Here is an 18,576-nt window from a genome sequence, read left to right as displayed (position 1 = left end):
GCTTGCAGTGAGCGCAGGATAAAGCCATAAAACCGGGCAGTCAATTCACCCCTGCCGTCCCATCGCCTGAGCCTGCCAGAGTGTCTGGAACAAACCGCCTGCGTTACGTAGCCGGTCGGGGGGACCGTCTTCGACGATGCTGCCCTGCTGAATCACCAACACCCGATCAAAGCCTGTGAGGGTCGTCAGCCGATGAGCGATGGCCAATACCGTGCGCCCACGCATCAGGTCGCCCAGCGCGGTCTGGATCACCGCTTCGGAACTGGAGTCCAGCGCGGCGGTGGCTTCATCGAGGAGCAGGATCGGGGCGTTCTTGAGAAAGGCCCGGGCAATGCCGAGACGCTGGCGCTGGCCGCCGGAGAGCATCACGCCACGCTCCCCCACCAGGGTTTCGTAGCCTTTGGGCAATTGCTCGATGAATTCCTGACAATACGCATGACGAGCCGCGGCGAGCACTTCTTCGCGTGTGGCCTCGGGCCGTCCATAAGCGATGTTTTCGTAGATGCTGCGATTGAACAGCGTCGGCTCCTGCGGCACCACGGCGATCTGTCGGCGCAGGCTGTCCTGGCTGATCTGCCGCAGGTCGCTGCCATCGATGCGGATGCAGCCGGTGCTGACATCATCCAGACGCTGCAACAGGCCCAGCAGTGTGGTCTTGCCAGCACCGGACGGCCCGACGATGCCGACTCGCTGCCCCGGCTCGATGCGCAGCGTCAGCCCGTTCAGCACCTTGCGCCCGCCTGGATAGGCATAGCCGACATCCTGCAGCTCGATGGCGCCGGAGGGCACGGCCCATTCCTGTTCGTTGTCGCTGAGATCATAGGGTTTGGCGATCACTGCCAGAGTGTCACCGATGGCCCCCATATGCTGGCTGGTCTCGACCAGTGCAAGGGCCAGATCGCGTGAGCCATGCAGGATACGAAACGTCAGCGCACTGACCATCACTACGTCGCCAATACTGACTGCGCCACGGGTCCAGAGCAGGATCGACCAGGCGAGCATGGTCCCCGCCATGCTCGCCAGACACAGGTCGTGCAGCACCCGCGCTTTCTCCACATACATCCAGCTACGGCTCTGGGCCCGCGCTTCAGTGCGGATCTTCGCATCCAGGCGCAGGCGCTCGCGCTCGCGTGCAGCAAAAGCCTTGATCGTCCAGACGTTATTGACCAGATCCACCAGTTCGCCACCGACGCTGGCCGCCTGGGCCGCATAGTGCTGGTGACGGCTGCGTCCGCGAATGCCGAAAAAAGTGATGATCGCCGCCACCAGAAATACAAACGCCACCAATGCGATAGCCATCTGGATCCGTACCGTGGCCAGTATCACCACCGCGCCAAGAAAATCGATGCAGGGCGGAATGATCTTCCATAACAATGCACTGTAGATCTGCCCCGCTGCCGCGCCCGTGGCAGAAATGCGACTGCCCAGAGCACCGGCATAGTGCTCGGCGAAATAGCGCATCGGGTGTCCGGTCAGATGGCTGAACAGGTCAACCCGCATGTCTGCGCAACTGGCGACTACCGTGCGACAGCCCAGCCAGCCACCCATGCGCCAGAACAGATTTTCGATGGCGATCAGGAAAATGAATACCCCGAAGGCAAACCAGACTCCTGCGCGATCACCCTCTGCGCCCATGCTGTCGACCAGCAGTTTCATGCCGTACTGCACCGCCACCGCACAACTGGCAGCGGCAATCACCAGCGTCGCGACGCCGCCATAGGCCCATGGCCGACGCCTGGCGTAACCCCACAGGAAGCGTCCGGCCTCTGGGCTGGGTGGCACACTTTGCGCGACGTTCATGTTCGCGGCCTCTTGAGAGTGTGCACTCGGGGATCGGGCAGGCGCGACGCAATCCGTGCCAGGGCTTCACGGGTCGGCGGATCTTCGGGGCGAACACCGTGGGCGTCGGCATAGCCGAGCAGGCCACTGGTGCAGTGACGGTCGTCATCCCAGCCGGGATAGTCGAGCACCGGATACAGGCACAGCCCACGCAGATCGACACCCTTGTTCAGCGCCAGAATCGCCTGCTCGCCGACGTAATCCAGCCATGGGCCACGCGCACTGCCTTCGGCACCGGTTTCGCTGATCAACAGCGGGCGCCCGTAACGGACATACACTTCCACCAGCATGCCGGCCAAAGGCCGAAAGTCCGGCTCGCCCAGCAGAATCGTCGGCCCGCCGAAATACCACTGGTTATGCGGATAGAAGTTCACGCCGAGGATATCCAGGAAGTCTTCCTGACCGCCCAGCCCCGGCCAGCTCCGTCCGCAGAGCATGTCCCAGCTTTCGTACTGGGCCAGACGATAGGCCTCGGCGGCCTGGATATCACCCGGCCGCCGCCCCATGGCACGCACATGAATCAGCGGATCGGCATGGATGAAACGCGCTCGCGGATCGACTTCACGAATGGCGGCCATGGCCTCGATACTGGCGCGCACCAACTGGTGTTTGAGCTCGGTGCCGCGCTTGTGTCCCAGCGGGTAAAAGTAGCCCACCTCGCCCCCGCCCCACGCCCAGAAAGACGGCTCGTTGATCGGGCAGTAATACGGCACGGCATCGCTGGACTCGCGAACCCGCCTGGCCACCGCCTGGGCCATGCGCGCAAAACGCTCGACGAATACCGGTCGCCAGATATCCAGATCGTCCGGATAGCCGTAGTGGCCAAGATCCCAGATCACCTGGGTTTCGGTTCGCGCAGCGGCCAGCAACAGCCGCTCCAGACTGCTGAAATCGTAGTATCCGGCATGCGGCTCGATCAGGTGCCAACGCACCCCGTCACGCACCGTGCGCAGTCCATAACCGGCCAGGCGCCGATAATCCCGCTCGGCCCAACGTTCATGACCGGTTGCGGCGATCAGGTCCAGGCGTCGCCCGTCACCCCGACGACTGCTGGTGCATTCAAAGCCCCCCATGAGAAAACTGGCAAAGTTTTCAGGCTCGCTCATGGGACGAACCCTCGGCAGTTGCGCCGCGGGTCTGGGCAATACGTTGATAGAGTGCCAGCGCCTGGCCCACTACCTGATCCATGTTGTAGTACTTGTAAGTGCCCAGTCGCCCCAGAAAAGTGACGCCTTCGGTAGACTCGGCCAGTATCCGGTAACGCTGATACAGCTCGGCATTCTCCGCTGCCGGCACCGGATAATAGGGATCGCCGTCGGCGCAGGGATATTCGTAGGTCACGCTGGTGTGCGCATGCTGCTGGCCGGTCAGATGCTTGTATTCGGTGATGCGGGTGTAGGGCACGGCTTCATCGGGATAGTTGAGCACCGCCACTTTCTGGAACTGTTCCTGTGCCAGGGTCCGATGCTCGAAACGCAACGAGCGGTAAGGCAGTCGCCCCAGCGAATGACCGAAATACTCATCCACCGGCCCGCAATAAACCAGATGCCCGCGCGGCAACAGGTGGTCGAGCGCAGCGAAGTCCACGCCCAGCAGGATATCGATGCGCGGATGATCGAGCATGCGCTCGAACATCGCGGTGTAGCCCTGCTGCGGCATCATCTGGAAGCTGTCGGTGAAGTAGCGATCATCGGTGTTGGTGCGCGCCGGTACCCGGGCAGTGACCGAACGATCGAGCTGCGCCGGATCGAGCCCCCATTGCTTGCGGGTATAGCCGCGAAAGAACAACTCGTACAACTCGCGCCCGACCTGACCGACCACCACATCTTCAGCGCTGCATACAGGGTCGACAGGCTCGGCATGTTCGGCCAGAAAGCGCTCGGCGCCGGCCTCGTCCAGCTCCAGGCCGTAGAGTCGATTGAGGGTGGTCAGGTTGATCGGCACCGGCACCTGCTGCCCGCGCACCTGAGCCAGCACCCGATGCTCGTAAGGTCGCCACTCGGTGAAGCGCGACAGGTAATCGACGATTCGCTGCGCGTTGGTATGGAAGATATGCGGGCCGTAGCGATGCACCAGTATTCCGGCTTCGTCCAGATGATCGTAGGCATTGCCGCCGATGTGCTCGCGACGATCGATCAGCAGCACCCGCAGCCCCAGCCCTTCGGCCAGCCGCTCGGCCAGGACGCTGCCGGCAAAACCGGCCCCGACGATGAGATAGTCGTAGAAGGGCGCGTCGCCCTCCTCCTGGAATTGCCCGGCACGCTCCCGGGCCTGTGCGAGTGTCAGGCGAGGCATGCGATGTGCTCCATCATGGCGTTCCAGGTAGCGTCCCAGCTCATTCCGGCCAGGGCCTGATCGGCCAGATGACACAACGCTTCAGGGTCCTGGCGCTGGATCAAGGCAACCTCGATGGCGGCGATGAATCCCGGCACGTCTTCGCCAATATGCACAACCGGGCACGCGCCATAGGTGCGCACCACATCGCGAATCGGTGTGCTGACCACCGGACAACCACCTGCCAGGTATTCAGGAGTCTTGGTCGGGCTGATGAAGCGCGTGGCGTCGTTGCGGGCGAAAGGCATCAGCGCCACATCCCAACCGCTCAGGTAAGCAGGCAGTTCACTGTAGGCCTTGGCGCCGAGGTAGTGAATATTGGGCAGTTTCGGCAGGCTGGCCGGATCGATCTTGACCACCGGGCCAAGGATCACCAGTTGCCAGTCGGGGCGCTGCCTGGCCAGGCCTTCGAGCAGCCCCAGGTCCAGACGCTCGTCGACCACCCCGAAAAATCCCAGCCGCGGATGAGCGATGACCGCCTGATCGGCAGGTTCGGGCAACGCCTGACGGGCGCTGGCGAAGTGTTCGATATCGACACTGCTGGGCATTGCATGGACATTGCCGTGCTGGGCGCGCTTGGCTTCCCACAGGCTGACGCCGCCGGTGAAAACCACATCAGCCAGCGCCATCAGGCGACGCTCACGCTCCAGCAACTGCGGCGGCGCGCCCTTGAACCCGGAGAGTTCGTCCATGCAGTCATAGACCGTGCCGCGGGCCGACAGATGCTCGCTGAAACCCAGGCTCATGGGCGTGAAGTACCAGCGCAACAGCACATCACGAGGATTGCGCAGCAAATAGTCATCGAGCAATTCACGCAGCTTTTGCTCGGTCTGTGCGGCATCCAGCCCGGCGGGCAGGTAAGGCGTCGCAACCGTGACGCCGTTGTCCTGAACAAACAACTGCAAACGAGCCTGCTCACCTTCGGCCGTCAACGGTTCCTCGAAGAACAGCACATCGTAGCGCCGTGCCATGCGCGTCATCAGGTGCTGGGGACGCTGATAGACGAACCCCCAACGCAAATGGGAAAGGCAAATGAGCAATGGCCGCATGCTGGCGACGGCTTCTGTGTCCTGGGCCAGAGACTCTGCGATGGGGTATGCAGCAGGATTTGGAATCATGGGTTATCTCCAGAAGAGTGGTGTCATGGCGTTGAGCGAGACAGCCGGCCCAGACTTATGGACGAGTACGCGACGGCGAGCGTTCAGTCGGTATATGGCGGTGGCCGACCAGTGACATGACCGCCCGGCAAGTTCCCGGAACCGGTGACCAGAACTTTCTTTCGTTATCAGGTAAGCGATCCATTTATGCGCGCAGGCCTTTCGCTATAGCGCAACAGCGATCGCAACCCGTTTATTCCATTGATGATGCGAAGGTGACTCTATGATCCTGGTGACCGGTGGTGCTGGTTTCATCGGAGCCCACGCTGTGCTCGCCCTGCTGGAAGCAGGCGAAGATGTGCTGGTTCTGGACAATTTCTGCAACAGCAGCCCTCACGCGCTGACACGGATCGAACAGATCTGTGGTCATCGTCCGACGTTGATAAAGGGCGATGTGCGCAACCGTGACTTGCTCGACAAACTGTTCCTGCGCTATCCGATCCGGGCGGTGCTGCATTTCGCCGGTCTCAAGGCAGTGGCTGAAAGCGTGCGCAAACCGCTGCATTACTACGACACCAATGTCACAGGCAGCATCAACCTGTGCCTGGCGATGGCGGCGGCCGGTGTTTTCACGTTGGTGTTCAGTTCATCGGCGACCGTGTATGGCGGCTGTCGCAAGATGCCCATCGCCGAGCAGGCACGGCATGGACGCCCCACCAATCCCTACGGCCAGTCGAAGCTCATGGCCGAACAGGTGCTCGGCAGTCTGGCGCGTGCCGATCAGCGCTGGCGCATTGCGTTGTTGCGCTACTTCAATCCGGTCGGAGCCCATCCCTCGGGGCTGATCGGCGAATCGCCCGGCGCAACGCCGAACAACCTGTTGCCTTACCTGCTGCGCGTGGCCGACGGTCAGTTGCCGGTGCTGCCGGTATATGGCGGCGACTATGCGACGGTGGATGGCAGTGGCGTACGGGATTACATCCACGTGCAGGATCTGGTCGCCGGACACCTCGATGCATTGCGCTACCTGCGCACCCACAACGGAGTCCGCGCCTGGAATCTGGGCACCGGCATCGACCATTCGGTGCTGCAAGTGGTGAGTGCATTCGAGAAAGTCACGGGCATGAAGGTGCCGGTGCAAATGTGCGAACGGCGTCCGGGCGACGTAGCGCAATGCTGGGCCGATCCGTCCCGGGCTCAGCGGGAACTGGGCTGGGTTGCCCGCCATGACCTGGAAACCATGCTGCGCGATGCCTGGCACTGGCAGTGCACAAGCCCCGAAGGTTACGAAGACGGGCTGGCTACGGTGCAGGCACAGATACCCGGCGTTTCGTTGGCGGGAGAGTATCCCGGCATTACCTGAACACACTCTGATGTCGATCATAATCAAAGCATTGACATCTATGATTATGATCAACATCATAAGCCGTTGCAGCTACGTATCAGACCGCGCCAGCGCTGGAGCGAACGGCGAGGACCCAGCGAGACCCGAGTCCATCATCCCCGGGAACTCGCCCGATTGTGTATGGCGTAGCTTGAGGCTCAAGCCCTGATTACCTGCAATCGCAGCATTCGTCGACACCAGCACGATACGCACCCTGTGGAGATAGGCATGAACTACAAAACGTTTGGCAATACCGGTCTCAGCGTTTCCGAACTCGCACTGGGCACGGGAAATTTCGGCACTGGCTGGGGTTATGGAGCAGATCCCGATACCAGCAAGGCGATTTTCAACGCTTACGCAGAAGCTGGTGGCAACTTCATCGATACCGCTGACACTTATCAATTCGGACAGTCCGAAGAATTGCTTGGCTCCCTGCTTGAGGGGCGCCGCGACAATTTCGTACTCGCCACAAAATTCACCAACGGCGCAGCAGCCAGCAATAATCGACTCGCCACAGGCAACAGCCGTAGGGCTTTGGTGACCTCGGTAGAGGCCAGCCTGAAACGCCTCAAGACAGACCGGATCGATCTTTACTGGGCACATCATCCAGACGGTGTAACCCCCATTGAAGAAATCGTCAGAGGCTTCGAGGATTTGGCGCGTGCGGGAAAAATCCTGTACGCCGGCCTCTCGAATTTCCCGGCATGGCGACTTTCCCGTGCGGTCACATTAGCCGAGCTCACCCACGCGCTGCCTATCGCAGCCGCTCAGTTTGAACACAGCCTGGTGCATCGCGAGCCCGAAGCCGACCTTTTTCAGGCATCAAACGCGCTGGGACTTGGCGTAGTGACCTGGTCTCCCCTGGGAGGCGGCATGCTGACCGGCAAATACCGGCAAGGTGAAAAGGGTCGCGCCGAAGGTTTTGGCGGCAAAGTATTCCAGGCGGAAAACTCGGCACAGCGCACGCTCATCCTGGATACAGTTCTGGAGATTGCGGGCGAACACGGCGTCAGTGCTGGCCAGGTCGCGATTGCATGGGCAGGCACACACGGGGCAGTTCCGATCATCGGGCCACGCTCCGGGCAGCAACTCGCAGACAACCTCGGTGCACTGTCAGTGAAGCTCTCGCATGAACAGGTCGGCAAGCTGGATATGGTTAGCCGCCTGGATCCTTCCGGGCCGGGAAGATTATCGGCCTATGAACCAGATGCGCCTCATTCCAGGATCATTGCCTAGCGTATACGACCTGAAGCAAAAAAAGCCCTGCATCTCGCAATGCAGGGCTTTCATTACAACGACGCTAAACCATCAGACCGCGACGGCTTGCCCGCTCATTGCCAGATCCAGCAACTCCCGGTTGGCGACCGCATACATGGCGTAGTCGGTGCCGCTGGCCGCACGCAGCTCGACCAGCATGGCGCGCCAGCGCTCGACCATCACTGAGTGCTGTTCCAGCCACAGGGCCAGACGCTCTTCCACGCCTGCCGGACCTTCCGGCATTTGCAGAACGGAGATGGTGATCGCCCGCTGTTGCCAGTCGATATCGTCACGGAACGCTTCACGAGCCAGTGCCTGCCAGTTGTTTTCCACCGGCAGGTTGCTGATCTGTTGCAGGTACCAGGTCACGTCCAGTGCGCTACCTACCGCGAAGTACACCTTGGCCACGTCGGCAGCATTGTGCCCGGTGACGTCGGAAGCTTCGATGATCGGCAACAGGGTGTACAAGTGGCTGGTGCCGGCAACCATGCGCGCCAGCAACTCGGGCACACCGGCTTCGACATAGGCTTCGTAACGGGCCTGCCAGACGTGACGGGTCGGTCCTTCCAGCAGTTCATCGAGCTTGAGGCCCAGCGCCGCGAGGTGCGGACCGAAGTGCGCGACGTCACGCCCGGCATCCAGCTCGTTGCGACGGCTGCGCAGGAACCAGCGCGTGGCACGACGACCCAGACGCATCAGCTCATCCATCAGCGACAGCTGGATTTCCGCCGGGACCTTGTAGTCCAGTGCTTCGATCTGACGGAACCAGTGCGGCAGGTGGAAGATATCGCGAACGGTCACGTAGGCCGCCGCCACATTGGCCGCGCTCATGCCGGTCGACTCCTTGAGCCGCTGCACAAAGGTAATGCCCATGTGGTTGACCAGATCGTTGGCGATCTGGGTGCTGACAATCTCGCGCTTGAGGCGGTGGGCACGCATGGCGGTCGAGAACTTGGCGCTCAGCGACGGCGGGAACGCCGTCTCCATGTCGCGGGTCAGGTAATCGTCATCCGGCACGCGGGATTCCAGCAGCGCTTCCTTGAGGTCGATCTTGCTGTAGGAAATCAGCACCGACAGCTCGGCACGGCTCAGGCCCTGACCGGCTGCAACCCGCTCGGCGATCTGGTCTTCGGCCGGCAGGAACTCGATGGCGCGATCCAGCTTGCCGCGACCTTCGAGGTCGTTCATCAGGCGCTTGTATTCCGCGATGCGGTCATAGGCACGACGTGCTGCCAGGGACAGCGCCTGGGTCTGCTTGTAGTTGTTGCCAAGCACCAGGTTGCCGACCTCGTCGGTCATGCTTTCGAGCAGCTGGTTACGCTGCTTCTCGGTCATGTCGCCAGCCTGCACCACTTCGTTGAGCAGGATCTTGATGTTCACTTCGTGGTCGGAACAGTCCACACCACCGGCGTTGTCGATAAAGTCGGTGTTGGTCGCGCCGCCATTGAGGCCGAACTCGACACGGCCCAACTGGGTCATGCCCAGGTTGCCGCCCTCGCCCACCACCTTGCAGCGCAACTCGTTGCCGTCGACGCGCAGTGCATCGTTGGCCTTGTCGCCCACATCGGCATGGGTTTCTTCGCTGGACTTGACGTAAGTACCGATACCGCCGTTCCACAGCAGATCGACCGGCGCCTTGAGCAGCGCGTGCAGCAGTTCGGTCGGGGTCAGCTTGTCAGCCTTGATGTCGAAGCGCGCTTTCATCTGCTCGGTGATCGCAATGCTCTTCGCGCTACGCGGGAAGATACCGCCGCCTGCCGACATGATGCTGGTGTCGTAGTCGGTCCAGGCCGAACGCGGCAGATTGAACAGACGCTGACGCTCGGCAAAGCTGCTGGCCGGCTCAGGGTTCGGATCGATGAAGATGTGCAGGTGGTTGAAGGCCGCGACCAGTTGCAGTTTGTCGGACATCAGCAAGCCGTTGCCGAACACGTCACCGGCCATGTCGCCGACACCGATCACACTGATGCTGTCCTGCTGGACATTGATGTCGCGCTCACGGAAGTGACGCTGCACACCAACCCATGCGCCCTTGGCGGTAATGCCCATCTTCTTGTGGTCATAACCGGCCGAGCCACCGGAAGCAAAGGCATCACCCAGCCAGAAGCCGTAATCGATGGCAATGCCGTTGGCGATGTCGGAGAAGGTCGCGGTGCCCTTGTCGGCCGCAACCACCAGATACGGATCGTCGTCATCGTGACGCACCACGTTGGCCGGCGGTACCAGCACGCCTTCCTTGAGGTTGTCGGTGATATCCAGCAGACCCGAGATGAAGATGCGGTAGCAGGCAATGCCTTCAGCCTGGATATCATCGCGGCTGCCGCCCAGCGGCAGGCGACGCGGCAGGAAACCACCCTTGGCGCCCACCGGCACGATGACCGAGTTTTTCACTTGCTGGGCTTTTACCAGGCCCAGCACTTCGGTACGGAAGTCTTCTTCACGATCCGACCAGCGCAGACCGCCACGGGCCACGTTGCCGAAGCGCAGGTGCACGCCTTCGACACGCGGCGAGTAGACGAAAATCTCGAACTTCGGCACAGGCTTGGGCAGCTCGGGAATCAGGCGCGGATTGAACTTGAAGCTGAAGTAGCTCTTGTTCTGGCCGTTGGCGTCGGTCTGGTAGAAGTTGGTGCGCAGGGTCGCCTTGATCAGGTCCAGATAACGACGCAGGATGCGGTCTTCGTTGAGCACCTGAACATCGTCCAGAGCGGTAAGAATCGCCTGCTCCAGACGCAGTTGCTTGTCGTCCAGATCGTCGGAACCCAGCTTGCGCGCCAGATAGAAACGGGTCTTGAACAGCCGGGTCAGTTCGCGGGCGATGTCGGTATGGTTGTTCAGGGTGCTGGCGATATAGCCCAGGTCGAAGCCCAGACGAATCTGCTTCAGGTAGCGGGCATAGGCACGCAGCAGCGCCACATCGCGCCATGGCAGGCCGGCGGTCAATACCAGACGGTTGAAGGCATCGTTCTCGGCATCGCCGCTGACGATATGCACGAAGGCATCCTGCAACGTGTCGTTGAGCTGCTGGATGTCGAGGTTCAGGCCTTCGGCGTAAGTAAAGGCAAAGTCGTGAATCCAGAACTCACGGCCATTGGCATGTTGCAGGCGGTACGGGAACTCGCCCAGCACGCGCAGGCCGAGGTTTTCCAGAATCGGCAGCACGTCCGAGAGCGCCAGCGGCGTGTCGGCGTGGTACAGCTTGCAGTGCAACTGCTGACGGCCACCCGCCAGCGGCTGGTAGAAGCTCATCACCAACGGATTGGCTTCGCTCAGGCTCAGCACATGCTGCATGTCCACCACAGCCGAGTGCGCGGCGAAGCGCTCGCGGTAACCTGCCGGGAAGCCTTTGGGGAAGTCAGCCAGTACATTGGTGCCGTGGGCTTCGCCGAAGCTCTCGACCACCAGGCTGGAGTAATCGTCTTTCCACGAACGGCAGGCCTGGATGACTTCGTTTTCCAGCTGGATCGGGTCGATATCCAGATTGACCTTGGGGTCCACGCGCAGGATCAACTGCACACGGGCCAGAACCGATTCGGAGAAGAAGGTCCAGAACTCGCAGTCGCTGGCCTTCAGGCGCTCCATCAATACCTGCTGGATCTTCTGCCGCACTTCGGTGGAATACACGTCACGCGGTACATAGGCCAGGCAGTAGCAGAAGCGGCCATACGGATCTTTGCGCAGGAACACGCGAATCTTGTTGCGCTCCTGGATCTGCACGATGGACATCACGGTGCTGAACAGCTCGTCCACCGGGGTCTGGAACAGATCGTCGCGTGGCAGCACTTCAACAACCTGGGCCAGTTCCTTGCCCAGGTGCGCCTTGGCATCGAAACCGGAACGACGTTCGATTTCCGCGACCTTGCGGCGGATGTACGGAATCTGCCGCACGCTCTCGCCATACACCGACGAGGTGTACAGGCCCATGAAGCGGCATTCCTTGATGACCTTGCCCGAGGCATCGATCTGACGGATCGAAACGTAGTCGGGATAAGCCGGACGATGGACACGGCTTGGATGCGCGGCCTTGGCGAACGACAGCAGCGTCGGATCCTGCAGGTAATTCACCGCATAGCCTTCGATATGCAGGTCTTCGCTGGAAAGCCCCGGACGCAGCAGCTTGGCCAGGCCCAGCAGCGACGATTCGTCGTAGATCAGTTGGCCGCCGTCGCCTTCGCCACGGACTTCAAACTCTTCATAGCCGAGGAAGGTGAAATGGTTGTTCACCAGCCATTGCAGGAAGACCTTGATCTCGGCCTTTTCCTGCTCATCGACGTTGTATTCGTTGGTGTCGATACTTGCCAGCAGCTCGTTCAAACGGGCTTTCATTGGCTCGAAATCTTCTACCGCAGCACGGACCTCACCCAGCACCTGCTCCAGCTCGCGTGCCAGCACACTCAGCTCGACAGTGTTGGCGCAGCGGTCGATTTCCAGATACATCAGCGATTCTTGCAGCACGCCTTCGCCGGTCGTGCCCTTGGGCAGCAGTTCAAGCAACTCACCGGCAGCACCGCGGCGCACACTCAATACGGTGGTTTGCAAGGTGTGGATGCTGTAACCGCGACGGTTCAGTTCGGTACGTACCGAGTCGACCAGGAATGGCAGGTCATGATGCAGCACTTCGACGGCACTGTGAGTCGATTGCCATCCATGACGCTCGTAATCGGGGTTGTAGACCCGTACCTGAGGCTGACCATGCTCGAAACGCTCCAGCAGGCGCCAGGCGGACAGGGTGCAGCCTGCCAGGTCGGAAAGACGACGCTGGGTCAGTTCATCCAGGGAAATAATGCCGAAGAATTGCTCAGCGAACAGCGCTACTTGTGGCAATGCCTGTTCGTTGATGTGCTGAGCCAGTGCCGATTTCAGTTGATGCTGGAAGTCGGACTTGCTGGCTGCGGTGAAGAACGCCATCTGTGGTACTCCGCTTTGCTTTTATAAGGAGGAAGCTTGATGGAAGTGTCTCGTACCAGACTGCACCGGGATGTAACGGGCAGAGGCACAGCATGGCAGAGTGTAAAGCTAAAGAAATAACGCTTGCCGCGAACGAGTCGTCACATTCGATCCGGAAAAAGGGATCGAAGCGCGAAGGAGCAGTTCTTTGACCGCTCATCTGATTGCAGCTTAAGAGAGCACGCTTGCGGATACTTACAGAGCTGCGACATATTCGGACATCCAGGAACAGCAGCCGTCAGACAATCCCTGCAGGACCGGTTTTATCCGGGAACACATGGTTTCGGACGACACAAATGCTCTGGATGTACGACCTCTTCCGGAAACATCCTGCACAGGAAGAATTACCTGATAATTTTCCTACATTACTGTGGCACTATCGTCCCCTAGCCCAGCCAGGATTCTGCCATGCAAACCAAGACTGCCCTGCTACTCGCCAACCCTTGCGACGACGAAAACGACGACATGGCGCTGCTTTGCTGCCATGACGAAAACAACGAGCTGTTTTCCCTGGCACGTTTTCCGGATGAGGATGAAGTCGAGATCACCGTCTGCGATGACACGGTGTATGTGACCAGCCTGAAGGTTTCCCTGAACGATAAACAGCTGGTGGTGGAGATTTCAGCCGAGGATGCAGAAGCCCTGGGTGGCGATACCCGCTACGAGATTCTGCATACCACTGCGGCCGATGATCTGAGCGAAGTGCACACGACCCTGCTGACCCTGCTCAAGGACGTCGGCACACTCGAAAGCCATCTCAATTGATCCCTCTGGAAGACTCGCCCTCTTCCACTGTTTTCACCAGTTTCTCCACCTCGGCGTTGAATACCTTGCCACCGTCCACGGCAAGGTATCTGACGTGCAGGATGATATCGCTCAGTGAGCCCAGGATTGCCTTTTGCCGCTCTGATTCGTGACGCGGGAAACTCAGGGTCCAGCGCGATACTGCACCGGTACCCTCGAACGGAAAGTAGCGTTCATCACCAAAATCGAGCATGAACATGCCATGGTCGTCGACCCCACTGGAAATACCGATCTGCTGATTGGCTCTGGGATTGAACACGATATGCGTCGGGTCGACCTCGCCCTCGTCCTGCGGCAACTCGCCCGCTTCCTTGTAGAAATAACGCACACCACCGATGTCAGGGCTCAACAACACACTGCTGGTCTGCTGGGTCAACAAGAGGTGAATATCCTCGTACGGCCCCAGCACTGCGGGAATCGAGACCGAAACGCGCACCAACTGACGAAGATACTGGCCCGGATAATCCTTGTCGAACAACGAGGATTTCAGGTCGAAAACAATCTCGCCCGTGGTTTCCAGTTGCGCAATCACCGCCTCCCAACCGGTTATCCGGGGCACAGCGCTCCAGGCCTGCGCGCCGGGATCGTAGTCCTTGAGCAGGGTTTTCAGGGATATCGTCTTGCTCAGCTCCAGTCGCCGTTCATGCCGGGACAGAAATGCCGATTCCATCTGCAACAGGCCCAGCTTCAACATCTCGCCCGCCGTCAGCCCATAGCGATTATCCGCCCAGGCATTGACCGGAACGAAGCGGGTATCGCGATCGCCGATTTCGTATTGCCAGCAAGCCTCGGTGCCCAGGCACATCGATAGCACCACATCGTAGGCCTGGAAATACAGGGTCGCCATCTGGCCAATCAACCATTGATACAACGCCGGACCCGTGGCGCGATTTTTCAGGAAGGTGTAGTAGACCTGCGCCTGCTCCTGGGCCTTGGTGGCTTGCGCCAGGCTGGTCCTGGCTGCCTCGATGGCAATATCCTGCACCTGGATCTGCTGATCGAGGGCTTCAAGATCCTGTTCGGCCTGACGGGCCAGGAACTGCCACTCGACACGCCGACGGCGGTACTGTTCGCTCATCAAGAGCAGGTCTGCATCTTTGGACTTTCCTAACGTGGCGATCTGAACGGCAGTTGCCGCGGCAAAGGCAAATCCGGAAGGACGTATACCGCCGTTTGAGGTACCGAAAATGGTCGGAACAGCGGCATCAAGAGCATGCCCCACCATTGTTATTCCCAAGGCCCCCATATCCATGAATTTGGCTTGATTATGCAATTCCATTGCCCGACTCTCGTCCTGGCTGACATCCTCCTGCTCAAGTTTACGGTAATACTCCTTGCGCGACTCAATGGCCGCACGGCTGCCCACCAGAGCCTCACGGGACTTGATTGCCTGCTCGATCATCTGCATCTGCAGGGTTTCGGTGAACACCGACAGTTCCAGTACATGGGCCTGTTGCAGCTCTTCCTGATCGGCACGATCACGCAACTCCATATAACCGCGCAGTTGCTCGCCATAGCGAATCAGTGTTTCGACGGCATTCTGTACCCGCGGCAACATGGCCCTGAAACGATACGGAGGAATGATCGCCAGCGAACCCAGACGCCGCTGGCCACTGCCACCGCCCGCTGCCTGGGCACGCAACAGGTCGGTCGGGTTTGCCGCAGGAGCGTAGAGAGGCAACGCAAGCGGCTTGCCATCCAGACTGAGGTTATGCCGCAGGTTGTAGAGCCTCAGTGCCAGCCGCTCCCAGAGATCGAGCAGCTTGTTGTTGACCGGCAGACGAAACCACGGCGCATCCAGCAGATGCAGCCAGAGCTGCCCGTCAGAATGATTCGGTATGTCACTGTTCAACCCCTCTAGCCCCGAAGCCTCGAAGTCGGCGAACAGCGTCTCGTCATGCGCGGCAGCTTCTTGCAGGGTCATCGGGGTCCAGCGGCTGATACTGCGACCTTTGGAAAGCGGCCCGAGCAGCGAAGCGGCACGGACATACAGGAGCTGCGCCTGATTCAGCGTATCGCGGGTCAATTGCCGGTAAAGCATGTCGCCATGGGCAATCAGGTTATTCAGGTAAAAGACGAAGATAGCCTTGCGGTAATGGGATGGCGCGCCGTAGGCGATGGCATCGGGATCGCCGAGCCCGCCCCACTCATATGCTGGATCGTTTTCAAAGGTCAGCGGACGGCTGGTCCAGTAGAAATGCTCTGCTACAGGTGGAGGGTATAAAGGCGCGATGCGTTCCAGAGGATTGAACAGGTAATGCAGCCAGCTTTCCGCCCCCAGATAATCGAACTCGGCGTGCAGCCTTTGGGCAACCAGATGCGGCACATGAAAGAACAGCTCCCAGAAATAACGACCGTTGGCCCCCTTGAAATCCAGCAGCACTTTCGCACCGCCGGGAGCGGGTGGTTCTTGTGTATGCTGCGCCTCCCAACTCAATACGTTTTCCAGCGAAAGCTCAGCCCTTTTCACAAGTTCCTTGGCGAATGTAGTGTTCATGCGCACGTAGCGTAATAAGGGCAGCTCGAGCGCCGCCAGATCCAGGAACTGCCCTCCGTCAGGCGTGGTAACAATGAGCGGCACTGGCTCGGGCTTCATGAATCTGGCGACGTGAAATTCGTTATACCCATACCCCGACCCCTTGGGCAAAGCGCCAAAGCGCAGGGTCTTTACAACTTCATCGCCTGTCCAGGGTATGGACTCCACCGGCGTTCTGGCCGCACCGTTGAGCACCAATTGACAAGACACGGCGGGGGATGACTCCCAAATATCGAAATCTTGAACGGCTGCGACGAGTGTTTCACTGTACTGGTTCGCTGGATTTGCCATGGGAAGTGGCCCCGCAAAATTCATAGTGAACTGGGCCCCGTTTCTTAATTCTTCGGCGGTCGGTGCAGCAAACGTTTCAGGATCAATGGTTAAAGCCTTGATTGCCTGATAAACGGTACGGTAACCAGGCTCAAGTACGATCCAGTCAAAATCGGAGGGATTAAAACCCGCCACCAAATCGCCAAACCTGGTTAAAGCGCCACTCGCACTTATGGGTACAGATGCATTCGCGTAATTACAGATGATCCTTACTTCCAGAGAAAATCCTGATTGACTACCTCGGACAGTAAATTGGTAAAGATCATTGCCATATTTCCGATTACTTGCGAGAAACAAGGAAAACTCGCTGCGCCGATATCTTTTTGCGTTACAAATACCTTGCACATCTAGCGAACACGCCGCTTCAGAACTATGCAACGTGACCGCAAGCTCAAGCGATTGGTTAACACCGCCTTCCGGGATGTCATTATCGCCAGCCGTGTTCCAGGTTACGCCCTCCAACTGCCACTCTCTGCGCCCATCAAGATATCTTCCCCCTATCGGATATTGCGCACGCGCTGGATTCGTAGCCAGCATAGTGATGGCAATCGCATACAACTGCATTTCCTCGGCATGGTCCAGCTGAACCCTATTGAAGAGCCTGTCGAACACCAGCAAAAACTGCTCAGGCTCTGCCGTTACTTCCAGTGCACTGATGTCAGCTCTGTACTGAAAGCAAACAATCATGCGAGGCTCGCCGACAAATCGCACATCCATACTGGCCATCAGTGTAAAGCGACCAGCCAGGACACTGTTTCCACTTCCGTCGCGGGCATCGAGATTGGTCTTATCGGTAAGCCCCTCATAAATCAGCGTCGTCGGTGACCACCTATCCGAGATGAATTTATAAGCCATTCTGGCACGATAAAAATACTTGCCGGTCTTGATACCTTCATCGTTGGTTTCAGCCTGCCCAAGCTCCACCCAGACCAAATGCAAGCGCCCCTCGACCACGACCGGACGGACATGCTGCACTTTCGCATCGAAAGCGACATCGATTTTTTTCCACTCACCCCACGCCGAGGGCAACACCCCAGTGCTCTCTAGCGCCAGATCGATGTTCGCCACGCGCCAGTAGTAATCAAAAGGCTCGACGTTTTTTCGACCTACAAAATAGTAGTCGGCGTGTCTAAAATCTTCGCCATCAACATAGCAGGCGACCACACGCAGATTACTAATATTCTCAAAACTGTCTAGGTAGTTTTTCAGTGCCGAGCTTACATTATCTTTACTGATTCGACTCTGCCCCAACTCCGACTCGAATGCCTGAAATTGACTGGTCTTGCCCAGACGCAGTGTCGGGTCGATATAGTTTTCCGGGTAATCCTCGATCATCTGGTAACCGGCCCAGACACTGTATTCGCTCATGCCTTCGCGCCAGAGCCGTAAGCGGTCCTCATCAAAACCACGTGTGTATCCCGGCTCCATACCGTGATAGATGGCATTGATATATTGCTGAATGCTGGCGATGCCTTGCGCAACACGACTGGTTTCCACCTCCCCACTGACCTGATTATCGATCAGCAAGTATTCGTATAAATCGTCAGGCGTGGTCAGGCCCAAGGGGGCCGAGGTTGCATTTGAAGGAACAAGCTGGCCTAGATAATAACCAACGAGGGCGTCGCGGCGTTGTTCTTCAAGCGTGGCGATTATTCCATTAATCATTTCAACACCTTCATCCCTGGCTAATGTCAGCCTTACCGAAACATCATGAGATCATGAACACTAAAACCAAGTTTAACTTACTGGCTCATCAGAGAAACAAAACAACCACTCGGCACAACAACAAGATGACCTTTCAGAAGTGTAGCGCGTGAACAGACTACCCAATCCCCGACTGCCAATCCTGAAGCGATCGGAGCTGCCATAACTCCCTTCATTAAACCACTGCGTTTAATATCCACTGAAATCGATGCTTGCCACCTCTGAACTTCAACAGCAAAGCCAAGCACCACAGAAAAACCCTGCGGAACATCCATCTCCTCCGACCCATGCCCCGTATTATTTAAAAGCAAATACCCAGATGTTTCCACGCGATGTCTATACAC

At 58.8% G+C, this 18,576-nt stretch carries 10 protein-coding genes; 3 read left to right on the top strand and 7 right to left on the bottom strand.

Going from position 1 to position 18,576, the window contains the following annotated elements:
• Positions 1-45: 45 nt before the first annotated feature.
• Genes ALQ04_RS10705 through ALQ04_RS10690 form a run of 4 tightly spaced genes read right to left on the bottom strand, consistent with a single transcriptional unit; the run spans position 46 to position 5,222 of the window.
• Entirely contained in the window at positions 46-1,800 is a 1,755-nt protein-coding gene (locus ALQ04_RS10705) for an ABC transporter ATP-binding protein (protein ID WP_122315738.1), read from the bottom strand.
• Positions 1,797-2,945 carry a beta-galactosidase gene (locus ALQ04_RS10700; protein ID WP_122315737.1) on the bottom strand — a complete coding sequence of 383 codons (1,149 nt, stop codon included), beginning with the start codon at positions 2,943-2,945 and terminating at the stop codon, positions 1,797-1,799. The genes ALQ04_RS10705 and ALQ04_RS10700 overlap by 4 nt, the downstream gene beginning before the upstream one ends.
• The gene (gene glf, locus ALQ04_RS10695; protein WP_122315736.1) at positions 2,932-4,134 is read right to left on the bottom strand and encodes a UDP-galactopyranose mutase; all 1,203 of its coding nucleotides are present in this window, start codon (positions 4,132-4,134) and stop codon (positions 2,932-2,934) included. Before glf ends, ALQ04_RS10700 begins: the two co-directional genes overlap by 14 nt.
• Complete coding sequence (locus tag ALQ04_RS10690; RefSeq protein WP_259644988.1) at positions 4,122-5,222, bottom strand: glycosyltransferase family 1 protein; 1,101 nt, start codon at positions 5,220-5,222, stop codon at positions 4,122-4,124. Before ALQ04_RS10690 ends, glf begins: the two co-directional genes overlap by 13 nt.
• A 331-nt stretch (positions 5,223-5,553) precedes the next feature.
• On the opposite strand from ALQ04_RS10690, the gene galE reads away from it, so the two are divergent.
• Complete coding sequence (galE, locus tag ALQ04_RS10685; RefSeq protein WP_122315734.1) at positions 5,554-6,633, top strand: UDP-glucose 4-epimerase GalE; 1,080 nt, start codon at positions 5,554-5,556, stop codon at positions 6,631-6,633.
• Between the two features lie 249 nt (positions 6,634-6,882).
• Positions 6,883-7,890, top strand: a complete 1,008-nt coding sequence (locus tag ALQ04_RS10680) for an aldo/keto reductase (protein ID WP_122315733.1) — start codon at positions 6,883-6,885, stop codon at positions 7,888-7,890.
• 72 nt (positions 7,891-7,962) lie between these two features.
• Here ALQ04_RS10680 and ALQ04_RS10675 read toward each other — a convergent pair whose 3' ends face one another.
• On the bottom strand, positions 7,963-12,819 hold the full coding sequence (locus tag ALQ04_RS10675; RefSeq protein WP_122315732.1) for an NAD-glutamate dehydrogenase: 4,857 nt from the start codon (positions 12,817-12,819) through the stop codon (positions 7,963-7,965).
• Positions 12,820-13,266: 447 nt separating this feature from the next.
• Between ALQ04_RS10675 and ALQ04_RS10670 the strand changes: the two genes are divergently transcribed.
• The gene (locus tag ALQ04_RS10670; RefSeq protein ID WP_122315731.1) at positions 13,267-13,623 is read left to right on the top strand and encodes a hypothetical protein; all 357 of its coding nucleotides are present in this window, start codon (positions 13,267-13,269) and stop codon (positions 13,621-13,623) included.
• Here ALQ04_RS10670 and ALQ04_RS10665 read toward each other — a convergent pair.
• Together ALQ04_RS10665 and ALQ04_RS26725 are read right to left on the bottom strand one after the other, a co-directional pair.
• Positions 13,616-18,193, bottom strand: a complete 4,578-nt coding sequence (locus ALQ04_RS10665; protein ID WP_147466583.1) for a neuraminidase-like domain-containing protein — start codon at positions 18,191-18,193, stop codon at positions 13,616-13,618. The genes ALQ04_RS10670 and ALQ04_RS10665 overlap by 8 nt on opposite strands.
• Positions 18,194-18,270: 77 nt before the next feature.
• The coding region (locus tag ALQ04_RS26725) for a hypothetical protein (protein WP_221033399.1) at positions 18,271-18,576 on the bottom strand (306 nt) is incomplete at its 5' end.

Origin of the sequence: Pseudomonas cichorii, assembly GCF_003700275.1 — a bacterium.
Taxonomy (GTDB): Bacteria; Pseudomonadota; Gammaproteobacteria; order Pseudomonadales; family Pseudomonadaceae; genus Aquipseudomonas; species Aquipseudomonas cichorii_B.
Note: the sequence above shows the minus strand (reverse complement) of the source record. Positions and strands in the feature narration are given on the sequence as shown.